The sequence below is a fragment of the Actinoplanes sp. CA-131856 genome, assembly GCF_050956135.1.
Taxonomy (GTDB): Bacteria; Actinomycetota; Actinomycetes; order Mycobacteriales; family Micromonosporaceae; genus Actinoplanes.
The window spans coordinates 5,622,035-5,644,513 of the sequence record NZ_CP191849.1; the positions used below are offsets into that span (position 1 = coordinate 5,622,035).

At 71.4% G+C, this 22,479-nt stretch carries 24 protein-coding genes; 7 read left to right on the forward strand and 17 right to left on the reverse strand.

The features are described from left to right. Positions 1-48 precede the first annotated feature (48 nt). Genes ACQP2X_RS26120 through ACQP2X_RS26135 form a run of 4 tightly spaced genes read right to left on the reverse strand, consistent with a single transcriptional unit; the run spans position 49 to position 4,446 of the window. Positions 49-1,383, reverse strand: a complete 1,335-nt coding sequence (locus tag ACQP2X_RS26120; protein ID WP_498701049.1) for a dipeptidase — start codon at positions 1,381-1,383, stop codon at positions 49-51. Further along, the gene (locus ACQP2X_RS26125) at positions 1,383-1,820 is read right to left on the reverse strand and encodes a hypothetical protein (RefSeq protein WP_498686259.1); all 438 of its coding nucleotides are present in this window, start codon (positions 1,818-1,820) and stop codon (positions 1,383-1,385) included. Before ACQP2X_RS26125 ends, ACQP2X_RS26120 begins: the two co-directional genes overlap by 1 nt. Then, on the reverse strand, positions 1,817-3,250 hold the full coding sequence (gene gadC, locus ACQP2X_RS26130) for a glutamate/gamma-aminobutyrate antiporter GadC (RefSeq protein WP_498686260.1): 1,434 nt from the start codon (positions 3,248-3,250) through the stop codon (positions 1,817-1,819). Before gadC ends, ACQP2X_RS26125 begins: the two co-directional genes overlap by 4 nt. Positions 3,251-3,285: 35 nt before the next feature. Further along, positions 3,286-4,446, reverse strand: coding sequence for a threonine/serine exporter family protein (locus ACQP2X_RS26135; protein ID WP_498686262.1), 1,161 nt, complete (start codon positions 4,444-4,446; stop codon positions 3,286-3,288). A gap of 87 nt (positions 4,447-4,533) precedes the next feature. On the opposite strand from ACQP2X_RS26135, the gene ACQP2X_RS26140 reads away from it, so the two are divergent. From ACQP2X_RS26140 to ACQP2X_RS26155, 4 genes are all read left to right on the forward strand, one after another. Beyond that, positions 4,534-6,021, forward strand: a complete 1,488-nt coding sequence (locus ACQP2X_RS26140) for an MFS transporter (RefSeq protein WP_498686264.1) — start codon at positions 4,534-4,536, stop codon at positions 6,019-6,021. Further along, a complete protein-coding gene (locus ACQP2X_RS26145; protein ID WP_498686267.1) occupies positions 6,018-7,121 on the forward strand; it encodes a M24 family metallopeptidase in 1,104 nt (367 codons plus the stop codon). Before ACQP2X_RS26140 ends, ACQP2X_RS26145 begins: the two co-directional genes overlap by 4 nt. Positions 7,122-7,123: 2 nt before the next feature. Beyond that, entirely contained in the window at positions 7,124-8,233 is a 1,110-nt protein-coding gene (locus ACQP2X_RS26150; protein WP_498686269.1) for an FUSC family protein, read from the forward strand. Between the two features lie 124 nt (positions 8,234-8,357). Continuing rightward, positions 8,358-9,344, forward strand: coding sequence for a hypothetical protein (locus tag ACQP2X_RS26155; RefSeq protein ID WP_498686271.1), 987 nt, complete (start codon positions 8,358-8,360; stop codon positions 9,342-9,344). Here ACQP2X_RS26155 and ACQP2X_RS26160 read toward each other — a convergent pair. The 10 genes from ACQP2X_RS26160 to ACQP2X_RS26205 all read right to left on the reverse strand — a co-directional run bounded on the left by ACQP2X_RS26160 (position 9,341) and on the right by ACQP2X_RS26205 (position 17,219). Continuing rightward, positions 9,341-10,402 (reverse strand): sulfite oxidase, encoded by a 1,062-nt coding sequence (locus ACQP2X_RS26160; protein ID WP_498686274.1) that lies wholly within the window; start codon positions 10,400-10,402, stop codon positions 9,341-9,343. The two genes, ACQP2X_RS26155 and ACQP2X_RS26160, sit on opposite strands and share 4 nt — an antisense overlap. Positions 10,403-10,417: 15 nt before the next feature. Beyond that, a complete protein-coding gene (locus ACQP2X_RS26165; protein WP_498686275.1) occupies positions 10,418-11,272 on the reverse strand; it encodes an enoyl-CoA hydratase/isomerase family protein in 855 nt (284 codons plus the stop codon). After that, positions 11,269-12,582: a Dyp-type peroxidase gene (locus ACQP2X_RS26170; RefSeq protein WP_498686277.1), complete on the reverse strand. Its 1,314-nt coding sequence runs from the start codon at positions 12,580-12,582 to the stop codon at positions 11,269-11,271. Before ACQP2X_RS26170 ends, ACQP2X_RS26165 begins: the two co-directional genes overlap by 4 nt. A 7-nt stretch (positions 12,583-12,589) precedes the next feature. Next, positions 12,590-13,675 (reverse strand): DUF4331 family protein, encoded by a 1,086-nt coding sequence (locus tag ACQP2X_RS26175; RefSeq protein ID WP_498686278.1) that lies wholly within the window; start codon positions 13,673-13,675, stop codon positions 12,590-12,592. Between the two features lie 11 nt (positions 13,676-13,686). Further along, on the reverse strand, positions 13,687-14,223 hold the full coding sequence (locus ACQP2X_RS26180) for a hypothetical protein (protein ID WP_498686279.1): 537 nt from the start codon (positions 14,221-14,223) through the stop codon (positions 13,687-13,689). Positions 14,224-14,351: 128 nt separating this feature from the next. Next, a complete protein-coding gene (locus ACQP2X_RS26185; RefSeq protein ID WP_498686281.1) occupies positions 14,352-14,894 on the reverse strand; it encodes an HdeD family acid-resistance protein in 543 nt (180 codons plus the stop codon). An 8-nt stretch (positions 14,895-14,902) separates the two neighbouring features. After that, positions 14,903-15,355 (reverse strand): DUF7144 family membrane protein, encoded by a 453-nt coding sequence (locus ACQP2X_RS26190; RefSeq protein WP_498686282.1) that lies wholly within the window; start codon positions 15,353-15,355, stop codon positions 14,903-14,905. A gap of 12 nt (positions 15,356-15,367) precedes the next feature. Beyond that, positions 15,368-15,586 carry a DUF8691 family protein gene (locus tag ACQP2X_RS26195; RefSeq protein WP_097323098.1) on the reverse strand — a complete coding sequence of 73 codons (219 nt, stop codon included), beginning with the start codon at positions 15,584-15,586 and terminating at the stop codon, positions 15,368-15,370. Next, on the reverse strand, positions 15,583-16,365 hold the full coding sequence (gene ppk2 / locus ACQP2X_RS26200) for a polyphosphate kinase 2 (RefSeq protein ID WP_498686284.1): 783 nt from the start codon (positions 16,363-16,365) through the stop codon (positions 15,583-15,585). The genes ACQP2X_RS26195 and ppk2 overlap by 4 nt, the downstream gene beginning before the upstream one ends. Positions 16,366-16,370: 5 nt before the next feature. Further along, entirely contained in the window at positions 16,371-17,219 is an 849-nt protein-coding gene (locus ACQP2X_RS26205; protein WP_498686286.1) for a M48 family metallopeptidase, read from the reverse strand. 111 nt (positions 17,220-17,330) lie between these two features. Here ACQP2X_RS26205 and ACQP2X_RS26210 point away from each other — a divergent pair, with 111 nt between their 5' ends. Next, a complete protein-coding gene (locus ACQP2X_RS26210; RefSeq protein ID WP_498686288.1) occupies positions 17,331-18,608 on the forward strand; it encodes a diacylglycerol/lipid kinase family protein in 1,278 nt (425 codons plus the stop codon). Here ACQP2X_RS26210 and ACQP2X_RS26215 read toward each other — a convergent pair. After that, positions 18,580-19,143, reverse strand: a complete 564-nt coding sequence (locus tag ACQP2X_RS26215) for a hypothetical protein (protein WP_498686290.1) — start codon at positions 19,141-19,143, stop codon at positions 18,580-18,582. The genes ACQP2X_RS26210 and ACQP2X_RS26215 overlap by 29 nt on opposite strands. 87 nt (positions 19,144-19,230) lie before the next feature. Between ACQP2X_RS26215 and ACQP2X_RS26220 the strand changes: the two genes are divergently transcribed. After that, positions 19,231-19,608 carry a hypothetical protein gene (locus tag ACQP2X_RS26220; protein WP_498686291.1) on the forward strand — a complete coding sequence of 126 codons (378 nt, stop codon included), beginning with the start codon at positions 19,231-19,233 and terminating at the stop codon, positions 19,606-19,608. Positions 19,609-19,619: 11 nt separating this feature from the next. Next, complete coding sequence (locus ACQP2X_RS26225) at positions 19,620-20,534, forward strand: YhjD/YihY/BrkB family envelope integrity protein (protein WP_498686292.1); 915 nt, start codon at positions 19,620-19,622, stop codon at positions 20,532-20,534. Here the strand turns inward: ACQP2X_RS26225 and ACQP2X_RS26230 are convergent. Beyond that, complete coding sequence (locus ACQP2X_RS26230) at positions 20,482-21,864, reverse strand: MFS transporter (RefSeq protein WP_498686294.1); 1,383 nt, start codon at positions 21,862-21,864, stop codon at positions 20,482-20,484. The genes ACQP2X_RS26225 and ACQP2X_RS26230 overlap by 53 nt on opposite strands. A 53-nt stretch (positions 21,865-21,917) precedes the next feature. After that, the gene (locus tag ACQP2X_RS26235; RefSeq protein WP_498686295.1) at positions 21,918-22,460 is read right to left on the reverse strand and encodes an Rv1733c family protein; all 543 of its coding nucleotides are present in this window, start codon (positions 22,458-22,460) and stop codon (positions 21,918-21,920) included. Positions 22,461-22,479 lie beyond the last annotated feature (19 nt).

The window sequence follows — 22,479 nt, forward strand, 5'->3', positions numbered from 1 at the left end:
GCCCTCCACGGGGAGAGGGCCGGGCGAGGGGCGGAACGGAGCAGGGTCTCAGGATTTCTTGTACGTCTGGAGGAACACCGCCTCGGCGTGGGCCAGTGCGGCTATCTCCGTGGGATCCACGCTCTCGTTCGGGGCGTGGATCAGGGCCTGCGGCTCCTCCACGCCCATCAAGATGATCTCGGCCTGGGGATAGGTGTCGGCGAAGACGTTGCACAGCGGGATCGAACCGCCCTGGCCCAGGGTCGTCATGTCACGGCCGTAGGCCTGTTTCATCGCTGCGGCCAGGGCCTGATAGGCGGGACCGCCCGTGTGGGCCTCGAAAGGCTGGCCGATCGCCTCCTTCTCGACGGTCACCCGCACGCCCCACGGCGCCGCCGCGTGCAGCTGGGCGATCAGAGCGTCCTGCGCCTTCACGGCGTCCGTGCCGGGCGGCACCCGCAGGTTGAGGCGGGCCCGCGCGTGCGGCTGGATCGCCGCGGCCGAGCCGACCACCGGTGGGGCGTCGATGCCCAGCACCGTCACCGCGGGACGGGCCCAGATCATGTCGGACACCGTGCCGTCGCCGAGCAGGCCCACCCCGGGCAGCAGGCCGGAGTCGGAGCGGAACTGCTCGGTCGGATAGGGGGCTCCGGTCCAGGTCTGATCGTGTTCGAGGCCGGCGATCGTCGTGTTGCCCGCCTTGTCCCGCAGGGACGACAGGATCTGGATCAGCCCGGCCAGCGCGTCGGGGGCCGCTCCCCCGAACATCCCGGAGTGGAGCTCGCCGGAGAGGGTGCTCACCGTGACGACCACGTTGACCAGTCCGCGCAGGGTGACCGTGGCCGCCGGCACGCCGACGGCCGCGTTTCCGGTGTCGCAGACCAGGATCGCGTCCGCCGCGAGCAGGTCGGGGTGATGGGCGACGAAGTCCTCGAGGCCGCCGGTGCCCTGTTCCTCGGAGCCTTCCACGATGAGCTTCAGGTTCACCGGCAGGTCGGGTCCGAGCGCCCGCAACGCCGTCAGGTGCATGACGATGTTGCCTTTGCAGTCGGCCGTGCCCCGGCCGTACCAGCGGCCGCCCGACTCGGTCAGCTCGAACGGCGGCGTCCGCCAGGCCGCCTCGTCGAGTGGGGGCTGCACGTCGTAGTGGGCGTACAGGAGCACTGTCGGCGCGTTCGGGACGCTTGACGCCCGTACACCATAAACCGCGCGACTTCCGTCCGAGGTCTCCTCGAGCGCCAGGTCGGTGAAGCCGACCTCGGCGAAGTTGTCCACCACCCATTGGGCGGCCCGGGCGCATTCGGACGCCGGGTATTGCCTCGGGTCGGCGACCGAGCGGATGGACACCAGCTCGGCGAGGTCCGTCCGGGCCCGGCCCATCAGTTGGTCGATCTGTGCACGCATCACGTCGCCGCCACATCGTCGAGCTTGAGGTCGTCGATGACCTCCTGGAAGTCCTCTATGTACTGCGGGCAGTAGACCTTGATGATGATCAGCTGGCCCTGCAGCGCCCGGTTGTCGGCGATGACCGGCCGCTGCCCGGGCCCGGCGGCGCCGTTGGTGAGCAGGCCGTAGAGCGTGGCCCGGCGCAGCGCGTTGCCCGGGTCGTCGCAGACCGCGCCGCCGTCGTCGCCCAGGACCCGGACGATCTGATCGGTGGTGGGAACCCGCATGCCGGCCGCCGAGAGCTGCGATTGCAGCTCCTGCGCCTTCTCTTCGGCCTGGCGGGACTCGTGGGCGCTGCCGAAGGCGAACAGCGCCGTGCCGAACAGCGCGAGAAAGACGATGCCGAGCACGATGTACGTCACGGTGTTGCTCTTGTGCTTCACGGAGACGTTCATGCGACGGCCTCCTCCGGCTCGGCGTCGGCGGTCTTCCAGGACGGCTTACGGAATCGGTAGAAGAGGTACGGCACGAGCAGGCCGAGCCCGAGCGCGCCCCCGGCGACGATCGCCAGATAGGTGCCGACGCTGCCGGAGCCGAACTGCGACGACGGCACGAAGCCGATGAGCAGGGCGGCCAACGAGGCCGCGAAGCCGATGCCGCACAGGCCGGTCAGCATGGGCGCCTTGTAGCCGCGCGGGTGGTCGGGGTTGTTGCGGCGCAGCCGCACGGCGGCCACGAACATCAGCAGGTACATGATCAGGTAGACCTGGGTCGTGATCACCGAGAAGATCCAGTACACACTGGACACGTCCGGGATCAGCGCGTAGGCGAGCGCGATGACGGTGGTGACCAGGCCCTGGGTGACCAGGATGTTCTGCTGCACGCCGTGCTTGTTGAGCTTCTGCAGGAACGGCGGCAGATAGCCCTCCTGGCGCGAGATCAGCAGCAGGCCCTTGGACGGGCCGGCCAGCCAGGTCAGCATGCCGCCGAGCGAGGCGGCGACCAGCATGACGCCGAGGATCGGGGTGAGCCACTGCGAGTTGAACTCGGCGAACACCGCGTCGAAGGCCTGCATGACGCCGGCCGTCAGCGACAGCTGGTCGGCCGGGACGATCCAGCTGATGGCCAGCGCGGGCAGGATGAAGATGAGCAGCACGAGACCCATGGCCAGGAACATCGCCCGGGGGAACTCGCGGCCGGGCTTGCGCAGCGAGGACACGTGCACCGCGTTCATCTCCATGCCCGAGTAGGACAGGAAGTTGTTGACGATGAGCACGAGGCTGGACAGGCCGGCCCACGCCGGGAGCAGGTTGTCGGCGGTCATCGGGGCGGCCGACTCGTTGCCCTGTCCCAGGAACGCGATGCCCAGGATCACCAGCAGGACGCCCGGGATCAGCGTGCCGATGACCAGGCCGGCGCTGGCCAGCCCGGCCACGCCGCTGGTGCCGCGCGACGAGACCCAGACCCCGGTCCAGTAGCAGACCATGATGACGATGGCGGTCCAGACGCCGCTGGAGGCCAGGTCCGGGTTGATGACGTACGCCAGGGTGCTGGCGACGAAACCCAGCAGGCTCGGGTAGTAGAAGATGGTCATCGCGAACTGGCACCAGACGGCCAGGAAGCCCATCGGCTTCGAGATGCCCTCGCTGACCCACTTGTAGACCCCGCCGTTCCAGCCCGAGGCGAGCTCCGCCGAGACCAGAGCGGTCGGCAGCAGGAACACGATGGCCGGAAGCAGATAGAGGAAGATGCTGGCCAGTCCGTAGACCGCCATGGTCGGCGCCGGCCGCAGGCTGGCCACCGAACTCGTCGTCATCAGGGCCAGCGCCACCCACGAGATGTAGTTGACCGCCCTGGTCGTGCGCGCCGTATCCGTCGTGCTCATGCTCGGATCATCGGTGGCGCTGGATGGGACACGCCTCACCCCTTACGAGTGAGAGTCGCCCCCACGAGCATCCCGACGGCGATGGCGACGAGGAGACCGACCATGTCGGCGACGCCGCCGACACCCTGGATGGGGTCACCGCCGATCCAGCTCTCGAGCCCGCGCAGCCCGTGCGAGCCCGGGGTCAGGACATAAAAGGCGCCGAGATAGAGGACGTACGCCGGTGGCAGCGCCCGCCGGCGCCCCAGCCGCAGCGCCACCACGGTCATCACCACGGCGCCGAAGAACGTGCCGAACGGGTCACCCAGCGCCCGCGTCCCCAGCTCGGCCGCGGCCGCCGTCAGCAGGATGAGGCCGAGCGCCCACGGGAAGTCTCGCGGGGCCATCTGGAAGACGAACATCACCCCGAGCGCGAACAGCACCCACCCGGCCCACACCTCGAACGGGCCGAGGTTGCCGGGCACGGTGACGTCGAACAGGACGCTGGGCGGCATCTGGAGCAGCACCGTCGCGACCAGCGCGCCGAACGCCAGCACGAGCAGAGCGACCGTGCTGTAGATGAGGCGGGCGGCGCCGGCGGTCATCCGGTTCATGGCCAGTTCGAGGGCGCCGGCGCTGATCGCGTCACCGGGGATGAAGTAGAACAGGGCGGGCACGATGAGCTGAATCGGGCCGCCGTCGAGCAGCCCGCGGTCGTACAGCAGAAGAACCACGGTGGTGACCAGCACGGACGCGACGAAGGGCTGGGCCAGGCGCCACCGGCCCGACACGACGAGACCGCCGACCAGCAGGCCGGTGAGCGCGGAGACACCGACCTGTTGCCAGGTGGCCTGCACGGAGATGCCGAAGCCGACGCTGAAGAGCACGAGCCCCAGGACCTGCCAGGCCTTGTTCCAGCGCGGCGGCATCGCCTCGATCGCCTTCAGCCGCGCGGTGGCGTCGGCCTCCGACAAATCGGGCAACTCGCTGAGGAATCTCTTGAAAGCGGTGACCTGGTTCAGCGGGGGGACACCAGGTTCCCGGCTGTACGAATATGCTCGGCCATCGATCGTGAGCAGCGCCGAATCGGCCAGGAAAGTGACCTCCGCGGAATATCCGTAGCGCCGGGCGACGTCGTACACGATCCGCTCGCTGCGTGCGGTGCCCTCGAAACTGCCGCGCAGCAGCCATTCCACCAGCGGTCCGAGGATCTCCATCGGCCGAAGCTAACCGTGCCCGGTGCGAAACGGATTCATCCGGAACGAAGGATCCCGGCGTACGGAGGCGGCAGCCACCCTGATCGCATGACGGTGACAACGAGCCGGGCCGCGGGCACCGGCGTCCTCCTCGCGGCCTGCGTCTCCGCGCTGGTGGTCAACGCCAACACGTCCGCGGTCACGATCCTGCTCCCCGCGATCAGCCAGGACGTCGGCGCCTCGCTCGACCTGCTGCAGTGGGCGGTGACCGGCTACATGCTGGTCGGGGCGGCGGTCATCGTCACCTCGGGCGCGCTCGGCGACGTGTTCGGCCGCCGCCGCATCTTCCTCGGCGGTCTCATCCTGTTCGTGGCCTCGTGCGTGCTGATCGCGCTGTCGCAGAACGCGGCCGGCATCATCGCCGGGCGGATGATCCAGGGCGCGGCCGGATCGACCATCCTCGCCTGCGGAATGAGCCTGCTCTCGGTCGCCTCGTCCGGGGCCGCGCAGATGAAGGCCATCACCATGTGGGGCGCGGCCTCGGCCATCGGCGCCGCCATCGGCCCGCTCATCGGCGGCGTCCTGGTCGGCTCGACCGGATGGCAGGGCCTGTTCTGGATCGACGCCGCGATCGCCGCCGCCTGCATTCCGCTGACCCTCGCGGCCGTACAGGAATCGCGCGACGAACATCGCAGTCGATCGATCGATATCCTGGGCACCGTGCTCGTCGCCGTGCTGCTGGTCCCGCTGGTGCTGGCGCTCAGCGAGAGCGGCAGCTGGGGCTGGCTGTCCCTGCCGACCATCTCCTGCCTGGTCATCGCGGTTCTCGGTGGCGTCGGCTTCGTGGTTGTGGAGAAACGGGCGGCCGCCCCGCTGGTCGACCTGAAGCTGCTGCGCAACCCGGTGCTGGTCGGCTCGACCATCGCCATCCTGCTCGTGGCCGGCGTCATCAACGCGCTGATGTACCTGCTCTCGCTCTACTTCCAGGACCCGGCCGGCTTCGGCATGACCGCGCTCGAGGCCGGTCTGGCCACGCTGCCGGCCGCCGCCGCCATGATCGCCGTGACGCCGCTGATCACCCCGCTCGCGGTCAAGCTGGGCGGGCGGGTGGCGGTCGCCGGCGGCTTCCTGCTGGCCACGCTCGGAGCAGGCGCGCTGATCTTCGTGACGGCCGATTGGACGTACGCGGCCTTCGTCGTTCCCTTGATCGTCCTGGCCGTCGGCCTCGGATTCGCCAACGGCCCCGCGTCGTCCGCCTCGACCTCGTCGGTCGACCCGTCGCAGGTCGGCCAGGCCTCCGGCATCTCCAACATGGCGAGGTACGTCGGCGGGTCGCTCGCCGTGGCGGCCGCGGCGACCGTCTCCGCCGCCGCCACCGAGAACCATCAGGGCGAACCGGCCGCGGACGCGCTGGCCGCCGGGCTCAGCGCCGCGTCGCTGTTCCTGGCCATCATGTCGCTGGCCGGCATCGCGCTCGTGGTCCTGCTGCGCCGGCACCGCTCCGAGCCCGTCCACGCCGTCCATCTCGCCGCGGCCGCCGCCGCGTCGAGCCACACGATCCCGACCAAGCCCGTCCCGGAAGGTGCATCGGCATGACTGCGAAAGACTTCGCCCGCCGCATGGAGGCCGCGGTGGCCCAGGCGGCCTCGGCCGGCCTGACCGGGCTGCTGGTCACGCCCGGCCCCGACCTGACGTACTTCACCGGCTACAAGCCGACCGCGATCACCGAGCGGCTGACGCTGCTGGTCCTCGACGGCGACCACGACCCGCACCTGATCGTGCCGACCCTGGAACGCCCCGACGCGGCCGCGGCGCCGGGCTACCCGGTGGTGGAGACGACCGACTGGGCCGACGGCACCGACCCGTACGAGCCGGTCTCCCGCCTGCTCGACCCGGCCGGCCACTACGCGATCTCCGACAACGCCTGGGCCATGCACCTGCTCGGCCTCCAGGCGGCGCTGCCGCAGTCCCGCTACACGTCGATGACGGCGTCGCTGCCGATGCTGCGGGCGGTGAAGGGCCCGGACGAGGTGGCCCTGCTGGAGGCGGCGGGAGCGGCGGCTGACGCCGCCTACGAGCAGATCAAGGAGGTACGCTTCGCCGGCCGCACGGAGACCCAGGTCGGCAACGACCTCGCGGGGTTCCTGCGCGAGCACGGGCACTCCCAGGTCGACTTCACGGTGGTCGGGTCGGGGCCGAACGGCGCCAACCCGCACCACGAGATGGGCGACCGGGTCATCCAGGACGGCGACATGGTGGTCCTCGACTTCGGCGGGTTGAAGGACGGATACGGCTCCGACACCACCCGCACGGTCCATGTGGGCCCGCCGACGCCGCTCGAACGGGACATCTTCGCGATCGTCCGCGAGGCGCAACAGGCGGCGTTCGAAGCGGTCCAGCCCGGCGTGCCCTGCCAGGAGATCGACCGGGTGGCCCGCAAAGTCATCACGGACGCGGGCTACGGCGAGAACTTCATCCACCGGGTGGGCCACGGGATCGGGCTGACCACGCACGAGCCGCCGTACATGGTGGAGGGCGAGACCCGGCCGATGGTCCCCGGCATGTGCTTCTCGATCGAACCGGGCATCTACTTGCCGGACCGCTTCGGCGTCCGCATCGAGGACATCGTCACGGTCACCGAGAACGCGGGCCGCCGCCTGAACAACACCAGCCACGACCTGCACATCGTCGCCTGACCATGAGAAGCACCGGACTCGTGGCGGCCGTGGCGGCCGCCGCCGCCCTGCTGGGCCTGGCCGCGTGCGGCGACGGGGAGGGCGGGGTCGCGCTGCCCTCCACCCGCCCGTCGGTTGAGGTCTCCCTGGACCGCCCGAACGCGACCGGCGACCCCACCGAGGACGCGGAGCCGACCCGGACCCGGACCGTCGATCCCACCCGGACCGCCGAAGCCCCGCGAACCACGGAAGCCACCCGCACTACCGAAGCCACCCGCACTACCGAAGCCCCCCGAACCACCGAAGCCACTCGCACCACTGAAGCCACTCGCACTACCGAGGCCGAGCCGACCCGAACGACCGACCCCGAGCCGACCCGGACCACCGAGGCCACGCGCGCCCCGGCCGCCACCGCCACGTCGTCCTCGGCCGCCGCGGCCCTGCCGGCGTCGGACGACAGCGACTCCGGCGGCTTGCTCGCCTGGTTCCTGCTCTTCCTGGTGGTGGGCGGCGTGATCGCCGCGGTCCTGATCGCCCGGACCCGCAAGAAGGACTCCTGGGACACCGAACTGGACGGCTTGACCGCCGAGACCCGCGCCCTGCTCGACCGGGCCATCCCCCGCGTGCTGGAGACGACCACGTTCGCCGAGCGCCGCCTGGCCTGGCCCCCGGTCCGGGACGACCTGATCGCCCTGATCACCCGCTGGGAGTCCCTGGCCACCCGGGCCTCGGACGACAGCCGTCAGGCCACCGCGAACCAGATCGGCGTCCTGCTCCGCGACCTGATAGCCACCATCGACGACGAGAGCGACGCCCAGTCCGCCGCCCGCGATTGGCGCCTGCTGCGCCCGCAGGTCCACGCGGTCCTGAACGCCCTGAACGCCGAGCTGGCCCCGACCCCACCACCCGACCCGAACGCGCCACCCGGCCCCACACCACCACCTGAATACCGACCCGGCCCCGGCACGCCACCATCCGGCTACGGCCCAGAGACCAGCACACCAGAGACCGCCACACCACCGTCCGACCGCGACCCAGGCGCGCCGCCGCGGCCGGGCCCCGGGCACGAGCCCGGCCCCTGGGACGACCCGCCCTCGACCGGTCGCCGCGGTCCGGAGCCCTCGCCGACCTGACCCCATGCTGATCCCCAAGGCCCCCGAACCCGCTTCCGATGTGTCGGATCAGGGACTTCAGCCCAGCGCCGGCCGGTGAGCGCGACAGAATCGTCTCCGTCCCGCGCCCCGCTCGGGGGAACCGATGGCCCGATCCAAGAAGTCGCGAACGGCCCGCCGCCGGCCGCAGGCCGCGCCGCCTCCGCCCGGCCGGCGCCTGGGCCCGGCGGCCCGCAAGACAGGGGCGTTCGTGCTGGCAGCCGTCCTGGCCGGGGTGACCGCCTGGATCACCGGACTGACCGGTAAGGGCATCGACGCCGTCGCCGGCATCTTCCGCGACGACGCGCCCCTGACGGTGACCGGCCGCCGCCCGGACGTAGGGCCCAGCCCCAGCTCGAACCGGCAGCCCAGCTCGACCACACGGCCCGGCTCGACCACACAGTCGAGCCCGGATGAACCGTCCAGCTCGGGCCCCCGGTCCAGCCCGGCCGGGACCACCGCGGCCGCCCGGTGGGAGGGAGACCTGCAAGGATTCCGCTCCTGCGGCAGCCGCAAGACCGACGGCCTCGTCGTCAATCTCGGCCCGGACGCTATCGAGCCACCCGATGACGAGGGCGACCCGTACGAGGCGGCGCAGCGATGGATCGACGAGTACGACGCGGCGGATCGCGGCGTCACCGCGTACGACTTCGTCGTCCAGGCCCGGCCCGGCCGGACCGCCACCCTGCTCGGGATCCGCGCCGAATATGTGAGCCGGAGCGATCCGGCCGCCGTCGCCACCGTGGTGTTTCTCCATTACGAGGAGTGCGGCGGCACTCTGGAGCCCCGCAGGTTCACCGTCGACCTCGATGATCCGTCCGGCCGGATGGTGCCCGCCCGCGGCGAGAAGACCGATTTCCCCTACACCGTCGGCAACGACGAGCCCGAGGCCTTCTCCCTGGTGGCCACGAGCAGCGGGTGCGACTGCGTCTGGCGGATCGCGCTCGACTGGTCCGCCGACGGCGAGACCGGAACGAGCTACCTGGTCGACGACGAAAGCGGCCAGGCGTTCCACACCGCCCCGGAACGCGACCTGCCCCGACTGGCCTGGACGTACTTCGCGGAGAGGCGCTGGACGCGCACGCGGGCCTAGCGGACGTCGACCCAGGAGAGCTCGACCGCGTTGTTGCCGTAGCCGAGGCGGTTCCAAGGTGGGACCTCGGGCTGGACGTTGCCGGCGGCGTCGCGGGCTCGGGCCCTCAGGCTGTGCCGGCCGGGGGTGGCCTCCCAGCGGAAACTCCAGTCCTGCCACTGGTAGGGGCCGCCCGCCGCCTCGACCGTGGCCGGGGCCCACGGACTGTCGCCGGTGAAGCTCAGGCCCACCTCGGTGATCGGGCCGGTGCCCGACCACGCCTTGCCGCGGATGGTGTACGTGCCGGCCGGGATCGTCGTGCCGGGGGCCGGGTCGGTGATCCGGGCCCGCACGCGCATCAACGTGACCGGCTCCGGCTCCCGGTCGGCCCACTCGTAGATGTAGTGGCCGGTCTGGAACTCGCCGTGGAACGGCTCGGTCAGCACGTCGAGGCGGCGCAGCCACTTGACCGAGGCGACCGCGTACCAGTGCGGGACGATCAGCCGGAACGGCGCGCCGTGGTCGGGTTCGAGGGGCTCGCCGTTCATCTCGTAGGCGATGAGGACCTCGGCGATATGCGACAGAGGCAGCGAGCGGACGAAGGTCAGCTCGGCGTCGGCCGGCTCGAGAACCGACGCCAGGTGGTACTTGCCGTGGTCGGCGCCCTCGCATCGCAGTTCCACGCCGGCCGCCAGGGGGTTGGCGCGCGCGAGCACGTCGGCCAGTCGGGCGCCCTTCCAGCGCGCGGTGGAGACCGCGTAGCCGCCCCACGGCTCGCCGGTCGGCAGCGGCCGCATGCCCAGGCGGCCGTTGCCCGCGCATTCCAGGGTGACCGCCCGTTCCACGGCGGGCAGGGCACGGAGGTCGTCCACAGTGAGGGTCTGCGGATGAGCCACGGCCCCGGCCACGTGCAGCGTTCCGTCGTGGTCCGGGAGGGCGAAGTTGCTGCGGACGTAATGGTCGGCCGTCGAGGTGATGTCGCCGGTCAGGCCGGCATGGGGTGCCTCGGCGTTGAACGGCTCCTCTTTGATCATGGTGAGGGAGGCGCGGTTGCGGGCGATGGCGTCGGTGATCGTCATGGCGGCGCTCCTGGCTCAGTAGTCGGCGTCCTGGAAATGCGGATCACGGTTGTCGTTGAACGCTCCGATGCCCTCGGCCCGGTCGGGGTGCACGGCCGAGCGCCAGTGGGCCTCCATCATGATCGCGATGGCCTGTTCGATCGGCTGGCCCTCGCCCAGGCGTACGGCCCGTTTGACCGCTTGCACCGCGGTGGGTGAGTTGCTCGCGATCTTCTCGGCGATGCGCATCGCGGCCGGCATCAGGTCGCCCGGCGGATGGACCTCGGTGACCAGACCCAGCCGGTACGCCTCGCCGGCGGTGATCGGCTCGCCGGTCATGAGCATCTGCAGGGCCCGGCCGGGCGGCAGGAGCCGGGGCAGCAGGGCGGGCGAGCCGCCGCCGGCCGACAGGCCGATCATCGCCTCGGGCTGGCCGAAGGTGGCGTTCTCGGCCGCGATGATGAAGTCGGTGCTCTGCGCGATCTCGGAGCCGCCGCCGTAGGCGATGCCGTTGACCGCCGCGAAGATCGGCTTGCGGAGCTGCCGGAGCGTGTAGAGGGTGCGGTCGAAGTCCTGGCGCTGGCGCAGCCACTGCTGCTTGGTCATGCTGTGGCGCTGCCGCAGGTCGCTGCCGACCGAGAAGGCGCGCGAGCCGGCGCCGGTAAGGATCGCGACCCGGACCGCCGGTTCGACAGCTATCGTCTCGAGGACCCCGGTCAGCCGGGCGCCCATCTCGGTGCTGATGGCGTTGTCGGCGCCGGGCCGGTTCAGGGTGATGACCGCGACGGCGCCGCCGGATTCGTAGTCGAGCCGCACGGACTCGTCCGGGTCGTCGCCGTCCGGCGCGGGCGGGCCGAAGTCGAGGGTCTTCCAGCGGTCGGTGGGTGTCATGGCCTCTCCTCAAGGTCGGCGATCCAGCGCAGGCCGCTCAGGCTGGGCGCGAAGCAGTACTCGCCGCCGCGGGTCACGACGAACGGCGGCATCTCGCGCAGCCGCCGGCGGATCGGCTGCCGCGGGACGGTGAAGTCGCCACCCCGGCCCACGAGGGGATCGCTCTCGGCCGGGGCGCCGATGAAGACGCCGTCGTTGAGCCACTGCGTCTTGACGAACTCGAACTGGCGGCGCGGGTGGGCGCCGGCGAAGACGAAGATGATGCCCCGGTCGGCCCCGTCGTCCTCGAGCACCCCGTCCGGCAGCGGCGGCCCGTAGCTGGTGCCCCGGCGGATCATCCGGTGCAGGCGCACGTCGACCGCGCCCTCGTGGTCGAGGGCGTCGCGGGGGTTGGCCCGGCGGGCGTGCGCCCCGGCCGGGCATTTGAGGCCGCGGCGGTCGTCGCCGTACCGGAAATCGTTGTTGCGCTTGGGGTCGGCGCCGAGTTCGGGATCGTCGGTGCCGGGAGCGAGGGCGAGCGGCGCCCCGCTGGGCCAGCGGCCCACCATCTTGGCGCCGAGCAGCGCCTCCTCGTGCCGGTCGGCGGCACGGTCCCGCAGATAGCGGCGATAGGCGGCGACCCGGGTGTGCAGCTTGCGGAACACGACGTAGGTGCCGTTGCGGCCCAGGACGTCGGGCACGGGCGCCGGTGGCAGCGCGCCCGTCTCGTCCGGGTAACCCAGGAGGAACTCGCCGGCCTTGACGGGTGTCTCGCCAGGGCGCTCGCCGGCGCCCTCGACGGCCGGCTGCCCGATGCCGTCCTTGAAGCCGAACGACGTACGCCCGCTCGGCAACTGGTAGCAGTCCTGCCGCCAGACCACCTGGACGCCGGGGAACTCCTCCTGGGCCCGGCGCGCCCGGGTGACCAGCTCGTCCAGACCGGCCTGGTCGGGAGCGAGGGCGGCCAGGGCGATGTGCACGTCCGGGCCGCCGAGGGGTGGCTCCCAGTTCTCCGGCGCGCTGTCGCCGACGTCACCGAGGATCGCGGCACGGGCGGCCATGCCCTGGCGGAACTCGGGGGCGAAACTGTCCAGCGACTCCCGGGGCACGCCGAGCGCCTCGAGGCCGCGACAGGTGAGGGCGACGGTGAGCCAGGCCTCCGGGGTGCGCTGGAGGACCGCCCGGGCCGGCGACAGCAGGGGAAGGAGCCGCCGGATCAGGTTCCGCCCGTCGCGCCGGTCGTCGACGCGCAGCAGCACGTAGGTCCCGGAGTACGGGGACGGCCGTTCGTGCAGCGCGCCGGCCTGGATGTCGTCGAGGTCGAGGTCCATGACCGTCCTAGTGGTGGGCCGGAGGCTGGGGCGGGTCGGGGTTCGGGTCGGACAGGTACGGGAAGACGCGGCCGGCGGGCCGGGACGACCGGTCGACGCCGTCGCGGATCACCGGGCCCGACCCCGCGTTGATCAGGAAGGTGAACAGGGTGTCCATCACGTCGTCGTTGAGGGCCCGCCCGCCGCAGGTGCCGTGCGGGCGCCCGGCCAGCATCGCTCGCTCGATCTCGAGGAAGGTGCCGCTCTCCCGATACGGCTTGCGGACGTCCACGACGAGACGGTCGGCCAGCACGAGGTCGGTCAGAGGATGGCGGCCGCCAGGGCCGGGCGGCCAGTCGGCCTTGCCGTCGAGCCCGTCCCAGAACGCGAGGTTGGCGTCGAGGCGGGCCCGGTAGGCGCCGAGGTAGCCGTCGGCCAGGTGATACGCGTCCTCCATGTTGTACAGATCGCGGATCTCCAGGTCGCGGTTGACCTGGTCGAACTGTTTCGGGCCGAGCAGCAGGTTCTTGACCTCGGGCCGCCCGGTGCGCTCGATGCGCACGGTGAGCCGGCCCCGGGTCAAGGTCTCGGCGACGACGCCGAACAGGGCGTGGTCGCCGAGCAGGCGGGCGCAGTCGGCCTCGATCACGATGCTGAGGACGTTCTTGCCGTCCAGATAGATCGAGGAGGGATCGGTGAAGGCGAGCCGGCCGGTGGCGACCGTGCGCAGGGCGGCCGGGGCGTCGAGGATGAAAGGGTCCCAGCGCGGCCCGGCGAAGACCCGTACGCCGCCGCCTGTCCCACCCTTGGGATCGTCGACCGGGAAGGTCACGTCTTCTCCGGCGGGAGTCCGGCAGACACCTTCCTCCGCCGAGGGGAAGACAGTGTCGAAGACGAGCTCCGGCTCCAGCACGGCGCCGTCCGCGGCCAGCGGCCGCAGCCGGAAGCGATAGACGAGGCCGTCGGAGTGGCGGGCTGCGAACGGGGCGAACGGCAGCGTGTTGACGACCAGGACCAGATGCCCGGGCGTCTCGGGGCTGGGGAACGCGTAGACGTCGGTGATGTCGGCGATGGGCTCGGCGAGCGCGCGCGGCCCCGAGATGTGGTCGGACATGCCGCGCCGGCTCAGTCGGCGGCTTCGGCCAGCAGCGGGGCCAGCGCCGGCGCCCGCAGGGCTTCGGCCGCGGCCGGGTCGTCGAGCACCTGCTGGAAGGCGTTGTTCACCCGTTCGGCCTTACGGATCTGTTTGACCGTGCCGCCGTAGTTGCGGGCGTAACCGCCGGCCGTGGCCTGCGCGCCGAGCACGAACTTCTTCACCGATTCGAGGTCGGGCAGTCCCTCGTAGCCCTCGACGTGCCGGAAGATCGCGTCGAACAGCCGCAGCGGCTTCGAGGCGAAGTCGTCCATGTACGCGTCCCAGGGTCCGTCGAAGCTCGTCGCGAACAGCAGCCGGGTGTCGTCGTCGAACGGCACGAAACGGGCCTCGTGGATGGTCGCGATCGGGAGGTCGTAGTCGCCGGGGCGGTAACCGGGCGCCTCCTGCAGCTCGCGCAGGGCCTCCCGCAGGGCCGGGCCGTGGCCCGGGCGTACGTCGAAGAACAGGGTGAACTCGCTGGTCGGCCCGACCTGGAGACCGGGCCGCGACGAAGCCTCATCTGTCATGAACGCCATGGTCGGGCGGCCCCGATCGCCGCGCCTCACCCGGCGTGGATGACCGTTCCGGCCGGCGAGAAAAGTTCGTCCGGCCTCCCCATCGCGGAAGGCCGGACGAACTCGGGCGGAGCGGAAAGTCACTGAGGGGTGAGGGCCGGCTCCGGGGTACGCAGCCGGGCGATGGCGACGAAGACCAGGCAGATGCCCACGAAGACCAGGACGGTGGCGCCGAAGAAGAGGAACGCCTTCAGGCCGATGCCGGGCCAGACCAGCAGGGCCACGCCGGCCAGGACGGCCACGATGCCCAGGCCGATGCGCCAGCTGCCGCCGGACTCGCCGCTGCCGACCGTGGAGAAGATCTCGGCCAGGCCGTCGAGCATCCAGCCGAGGGCGACGATCAGCAGCAGGATGCCGAGCGAGGCGATGACGTTGCGCATGCACAGGATGCCGAGCAGGGCGGTCAGCACGCCGAGGATGATCCCGAGCACCCGGTTCAGTACCGGGTACCCGGGGCTCATCAGCAGCGCCACCGTGCGGACGATGCCCGCGATCAGCAGGTTGAGGCCGAACAGGAAGGCCACGACCTTCAGGGTCGCCTCGGGCCAGCTGTACGCCACGACGCCGACCACGATGGCCAGGACGCCGCCGGCCAGCCTCAGCCAGTTGAGCGAGCGTGACACGGCAGCGCTCACTTGACCTCGCGGCCGTGCACCGCGAGCGCGTAGATGATCAGGACGTCGATCGCGATGAGGATCGCGCACCAGATCGGATAGGCCGGCAGGAACGCCGCGTTGGCCAGGGCGCTCAGACAGGCGATGACGATGCCGACCACGCGGGCCCACATCTGCCCGGCGAAGATGCCGATGCCGGTGCCGACCGCGATCAGGCCGATGATCAGGTGGGTCCAGCCCCACGCGGTGTAGTCGAGGGTGAGCACCAGGCCGCTGCTGGTGGTGAGGAAGTAGTCGTCGCGGACGATCGCGACGATGCCCTCCATGATCTGGAAGCCGCCCATCAGCATGAGCATCACGGCGGCGAAGACGACCACACCGACCCAGGCCGTCGGCTCGGCGGTGCGGCGGCGGGGAGCGGCGTACGTCTCGTCCGCCGCGTAGTTGGACCTCGCCTGTGTCTCGGACATGCCCGTCCCCAATCAGGATTCTTGCGAAGGTGGAATGCGCCGGACTTCGATGAGGCGAAGCCCGAGGCCGTGAATGCGGGAGATCAGCCCCACCACCGCCGACTGGTCGGGCAGGGAGCCGTGCAGGATCGTCTCCGGCGGCTCCACGCTGACCGTCAGGTCGCGCAGCTCCTCCAGGAGCTCCTCGGGAATCACCCCGGAGACCCTGACCTGATATGTCGCGTCGGTCATGACCACGTGCCTCCCTCCATGAGGGCGACCTCCTCGTCGCCCGGCACGACGATCCGCGGGTCCGGCGTGAAGTCGAGGTCGGGAGCGCGGTGCTTGTAGTCGACGGCGTTGAGGATGACCTTCATGGTGTTGAGCCGGGCCTGCTGCTTGTGGTTGGAGCGCACGATCATCCACGGCGCCGCCGCCGTTCCGGTGCGCCGCAGCATGTCGTACTTGCGGTTGGTGAAGTCGTCCCAGCGGTCCTGCGCCTGCAGGTCGATCTCGCTGAGCTTCCACTGCCGCAGCGGGTCGGTGCGGCGGCGTTCGAAGCGGCGGGCCTGCTCCTCGCGGGTCACGCTGAAATAGAGCTTGACCAGGATGGTCCCGGTGCGGACGAGGTCCTTCTCGAACCCGGTGACGCCGTCCAGGAAGTCCATGTACTCCTTGGGCGTGCAGAATCCGAAGACCTGCTCGACCATCGCGCGGTTGTACCAGCTGCGGTCGAACAGGACCATCTCCCCGCCGGCCGGGAACTGGGCCACGTACCGCTGGTAATACCACTGCGAGCGCTGTTCCTCGGTGGGCCGGCCGAGGGCGACCACCCGGTAGCGTTTCTCGTTCATGAACCGGGTGACCCGCCGGATCGCGCCGCCCTTGCCGGCGGCGTCGCGGCCCTCGAAGAGCACGATCATCCGCAGGTTCTGGACCTCGAGGTGTTTCTGGAGCTTGAGCAGCTCGACCTGCCAGGGGCGTAGAGCCTTCTCGTGCGCCTGCTTCTCGCAAACCCTGTCGAGATCCATGACGTTCAGCCTGTTACGGGGTGGCCCACCCGCACGTCATCCGTTGCGGATGACCGCAGCATGCCCAGGGAGACGAGCCGTTCCAGGCGCCGGACGGTGAACGGGTGGGACATCGGCAGCTGGGCCAGCCCGACCCAGAACCCGTGCAGGCGCTTGCCCTGCCGGACCAGCTCGGGAATGTCCACGGTGTTCTCGGTGTACCGGCCGCCGGCCAGCAGCACGAGCCCGGTGGCCCCCTCGGGGCACAGATGGGCGCCGTGCCGGTCGCACGAGTACTCCCGCAGCCGGGACAATGTCGGCCCGAGGATGGGGATGCGCTCGGAGTAGGCGACGGCGAGCTGGTACCACAGCGCCACGTGGTGGAGTTTGATGTGCCCCACCTCGTGCCCGAGGATGAACCGCAGCCCGGCCCGGTTCTCGTTGCGCAGGTTGACGAACAGCTCGTTGGCGATGACCACGTAGTCGTGGCCGGTGGCCTGGGCGGCGAAGGCGTTGAGGGTGCCGTTGCCGTTGGCCAGGTAGATGCTGGGCCGGCGGGGCAGGGCCAGCTTGTGGGCGAACTCGTCCACGATCTCGTAGAGGTCCGGGTACTGCCGCGGGTTCAGCTCGACGGCGCCGCCACGGATGGACGCCCGCTGCGTCTCGCGGATCACCACGAGGGCCGGGACGAGCAGCAGCAGGGCGATGAAGGCGGAGCGCACCGTCGTGCCCCAGCCCGACTCGCGGATCCGGTCGGGCAGGAACGGCAACGTGATCGCGGCCTGCACGATGGCCCAGATGATGATCACGTTGAGGATCACCATGAAGACGAACATGGGGATCTCGGCGGGGTGCCGTAAGGGTTTGGTCGGCACGGCGGGGTCCCTTCTCTCAGAGGCTGAGGACGACGCTCCCGCGGCCCGGACCGCCACACCTCATCCTGCTGGTATGAGGTGTGGCGCCCGCACGCCGAAGAGGCTGGGTACATGTCGGAACGCTGGCTGGCCCGGCTCGCCTTCGTCTTGATCGCGGCCGCTGGAGTGCTCGTTCTCGCCGCGGCGGGGATTCGCGGCAGCGTCGCGCTGCTGCTGACGGGGATCATCGGGGTGGCGGTCGGCCTGGCCGCCGCGTGGTGGTTCCTCACCCATCACGGGGTGCTGCGCTGGCTGGCCGGCCTCGTCGTGGTGCTGGCGCCGCTGACGGTGGCCGTGCTGTTCGCGCGCGCGAGCCTGATCTGGGTGGTGGTCCTGTTCGGGCTGTTGTGGGCGGGTGCGGCCGCGGCCGGCCGGCGGGCTCTGACGGTGGCGAACAAGGAGCCGGACGAGTACGAGACCGCCCCGCCCCGCAAGCCGTACCTGATCATGAATCCGCGCTCCGGCGGCGGCAAGGTCGAGCGGTTCGACCTGGCCGAGCGGGCCCGCACCCTCGGCGCCGAGGTGTTCCTGCTGGACGGTGCGGCGGTGGACGTGGCCGACGTCGCGCGGCAGGCCGTCCGCGACGGCGCCGACCTGCTCGGCGTGGCCGGCGGCGACGGCACCCAGGCGCTGGTGGCCGGGATCGCCGCCGAGCACGGCCTGCCCTTCCTGGTCATCTCTGCCGGCACCCGCAACCACTTCGCGCTCGACCTCGGCCTGGACCGCGAGGATCCGGCCACCTGCCTGGACGCGCTGACCGACGGGGTCGAGGTGCGCATCGACCTCGGCGTGATCGGCGACCGGACCTTCGTCAACAACGCCTCGTTCGGGGCGTACGCCGAGGTCGTGCAGAGCGCGGCCTATCGCGACGACAAGATCGGCACCGCGCTGGAGATGCTGCCGGCGGTCCTCACCGAGGGCCGTCCGCTGCGGCTGACCGCCGGCGGGGACACGCTCAGCGGCCCGCAGGCGGTGCTGGTCAGCAACAACCCGTACGCGAGCTCGGGACGGCGGTCCCGGCTCGACAAGGGTGTGCTCGGGGTGCTGGCGGTGACCGTGCGGGGCGCGCTGGACGCGGCCAACCTGATCAGCGCGGGCGGCCGGGCCCGTTCGGTGGCCGCCCGCGAGACCACCGAGGCCGTGATCGACGCCGACGAGGCCGAGCTGCCGGTCGGTGTGGACGGCGAGGCGCTCGTGCTGGCCACGCCGGTGCGCTGCACCATCCGCCCGGGCGCGTTGCGCGTGCGGGTGCCCAGACACCGGCCGGGCGTGCCCCCGGCCCGGCCGGACCTGGACTGGGCGCGGTTGAGGCGGCTGGCCTTCACCGGCGGCGAGCTACCCGCCGGGTGACCCGGCGGGCGGGCCGCCGGCCGGTCCGGCCGGCCATCCGGCGCGAGCCGAGCACCGGAAGCGCCTCCTCGGCGCTGAGCAGGCCGACCTCGACCAGGTCGGCCGGGCTGATGAAGCCGTCCGAGAGCCGGAACCCGCCGGCCCGGGCCACGGCGTCGCCCAGCGGCGCGGCCCAGTGGTGCTCCAGCAGGATCAGCGCGGCCGCGCTGTCGGCCGGGATCTCCCCGATCACGTCCCAGTCGTCGTCGGAGGGCCCGGTGTCGCCGGCGGCGCCGGCCACCATGCCGGGCTCACCCTCGATGTCCAGGCCGACCAGGGCGCCGACCCGGCTGCCGAGCTCGATGGCCTCGGCGACGGTGAGGTCGCTCAGGTGCTCGACCCCGATCTGGCCCGAGGCGCTCTTGTAGACGGCGAGCGCGTCGATCACCCGCACCGCGCCGGACCGCCGCACCCGCTCGAGCTCCTCGATGATCTCGCCGTGGAAGTCCGGTCGCCGGAAGCCGAGAACGATGAGCTGGACCGGTCCGATCGCCATGGCCCCATCGTCGGGCGGGCGTCCCGGCGGCCGCCTCATCCCGCGCGGGCGAGGAGCGCGCGGCTCCGGCCGGGGATCGTTCCAGTAATGAAGCGACTGGTGATAGTGCTGCTGTTCCTCGGAGTGCTAGCCGGGTGTTCCCCGGACAGCGAAGGCCCGGCCGTCTGCGAGAGCGTCGCCGCCGCGCAGAACACCGTGAACCACATCCGGGAGACCACTGTGTCCGAGGGCGGCGTCACTCAGATGCGCACGCTGCTGACCCAGCTGCGCGACGAGCTCGGCCAGGTCGTGTCCGACGCGCAGGCCCAGTTCAAGCCGCAGGCCGACGCGCTGCGCACCGCGACCGACCAGCTCGGCACGGCCCTGCGGGGCCGGCCGGCCGACCTCGGCGCCGTGCGGGCCGCGGTCAACGAGGTCCGCACGGCCGGGCAGAACCTGGTCGACGCGCTGAAGGGGACCTGCTGACCCCGGCTGCGATGCTCCGCCGCCTCGACGACCTCCAGCGGCGGCATTCCGTGCTGGGCTTCCCGCACGCCGTTGTCCGGAAATATCTCGACGACGGCGGCGGGCGCGAGGCCGCCCTGATCACCTACTACGGCTTCCTCAGCCTGTTCCCGCTGCTGCTGCTCGGCGTCGCGGTGCTGACCCAGCTGCTGGCCGACCGCCCGGAGCTGCTGGAGGAGCTGATCGAGGCCATCGTGCCGCCCACCCTGAGCGACGACATTCGAAGAGAGCTTCCTTCGTCGTACGCCGCCTTGGTCGTCGGCCTCTGCACCTTGGTCTTCACCGGCGCGGGCGTGGTCTTCTCCGCCTACCGGACGCTGAACCACCTGGCCGCCGTGCCGTTCCGCGAGCGGCACGGCCTGCTCTCCTGGCTGCTGCGGGTCTTCGCCGCCCTGGTGGTCGTGCTGATCGGCACGGCCGCCTCGGCCGCGACGGCCACCGTCCTGCTGGCCGGCAGCGCGGTCGTGGCCGGCCTCACCCTGATCGCGGTGGCCAAGCTGCTGCTGGCCCGCCCCGCCCCGCTGCGGGCGCTGTGGCCGGCCGCGGCACCCGGCGGCCTGGCGATCGCGCTCGTGCTCGGTCTCAGCGCGAACGTGCTGCCCGGCATGGTCCGCCGGGCCGGCCCGGTCTACGGCGCCTTCGCCACCGTGGCCGCCGCTTTCACACTGCTCTACCTTCTGAGCAACATATTGGTGTACGCGGCGGAGGCGGCCGCCGTCCGCCACGCGCGCCTGTGGCCACGCGCCCTCGACCCCCGCCGCCCCACGGAGGCCGACGCCCGGGCGCTGGAGCTGCTCGCCCGGGAGCAGGAACGCGGGCCCTACGACCGGGTCGTCACGCGGCAACACGTCCCCGGGGCAGCGCCAGCGCCGCCGCCAGCCCGATGACCCCGGCCACCGCCACCGCGATCATCGCGAGGGCGTAGTTGCGGCCGGGCGTCGCCGCCAGCCCGGCGACCAGGATGGTGCCGGCGATCGCGCCGCCCAGCGACGACCCGAGGTTGGACACGCTGCGCGACAGCCCGGAGATCTCGCCCTGGAGATCCTCACCGAACGCGGACTGCACCACGTTCACCGACGGGGTGAGCATGAGCCCGAGACCGAAGCCGCTGACGAACAGGCCGGGAAGGAAGGCCCACGGCCCGCCGATGCTGCTGACCATCGGCACCAGGATCGCGATGCCCACCACCGCGATGATGAAGCCGGCCACGATCAGCGTCCGCTGGGTGCGGCGGCGGGCGAAGCGCTCGGCGCCGAGAGAGGACAGCAGCAGCCCGGCCGTCGTGGCCGTGAAGATGGCGCCGGTCTCGATGGCGTTGTAGCCCCGCACGACCTGGAGGTACGCCGACACCACGAAGGAGGTTCCCATCAGCATCAGCCACTGCAGGTTCTGGGTGACCATGCCCAGGTTGGCCGTGCGGTTCTTGAACAGGACCATCGAGAGCAGCACCGGCTTGCCGGACCGTTCCCGGGCCCGGACCGAGATGAAGAACCAGGCCAGCACGAGGATGCCGAGGACCACCATGCCGGCGCACAGCGCCAGGTTGTTGTCGGCGGCCAGGATGCCGCTGACGACCAGGACCAGGCCGAGGGCCGAGGTGATCGACCCGCGCACGTCGAACGGCATGTCCGGGTCGGCCGGGAGCGGGTCGGTGACCCACTTGCGGCTGAGCACGGCGATCAGGATGACGATGGCCGCCTGGAACAGGAAGGCCACCCGCCAGCTGAAGAACGAGGTGATGAAGCCGCCGATCAGCGGGCCGGTGGCGGCGCCGATGCCGCCCATGGCGCTGATCGCGCCGAACGCCCGGGCCCGCGAGGCCATGTCGGTGAACAGCAGCGTGGTCAGGATGTAGACGGGCGGGATCAGCAGCGCGGTGCCGATGCCCTCCAGGATCGAGTTGCCGAGCACCAGCACCCAGATGCCGGGCGCGGCCGCGCTGAGCAGGGCTCCCACGGCGTAGATGAGCAGGCCCACGGTCAGGCAGCGCTTGCGCCCGTAGCGGTCGGTCAGCTTGCCTCCAGGGATCATCAGCGCGGCCATCACCAATAGGAAGATCGTGATGGTGACCTGGACACCGGAGACCGTGGTGTTCAGGTCCTCGCTGATGTCGTTGATCATGACGTTCATGTTGGAGCCGGCGTAGCTGCAAATGAACTGCGCCAGCGCGAACGGGATGAGTGCTCGCCGCAGCGAGGCGGAAAAGCGGACGGCCATGGCACCGAGCGTTCCGCCGCGGGGCGGGCCCGGCATCCTCCGGGACGCATGACTCAGCGGCTCTCGCGGCTCCATCGTGGGCCGACCTCGAGCCATTCCCGCTCCCAGGTGCGGTAGCGGTGGCGGTCGAGCAGGGCGCGGCCGATCCGGTGCAGCCCGGCCGTGGCCGCGGCGGCGCACAGCACGACGGCGGCGCCGACCATGAGTCCCTGCGAGGCGGGCTGCCGTTGCGGCGGTGGCGGCCGCGGCGTACCCCGGTCGTCCACCCAGATCGGGACCCGGCCACCGGCCGCGTCGTTCGGCGTGACCGGCACCGCGCCCTCGCGCGGGCTGCCGTCCGGCGCCGTCCAGGTGGCCCGGGCGGTCAGGGTGGCGCCGGTGCGCCCGCCGACCGACGGCACCGGATCGCCGCGCAGCACCGCCTCGGCCTGGAAGACGTGCGCCTGCTCCCAGCGCTGCGCGCGCAGGTCGGTGCGATAGGCCTGCTGGCCCGCCCACCAGCCCAGCAGCGGGGCGCCGGCCAGGAAGGTCATGACCAGAGTGAAGAGCATGAGGCCCTCCAGGCGGTCGGTGACGCGGCGCAACTCGTTCGGCACGTGATCCAGCATCCCTGTG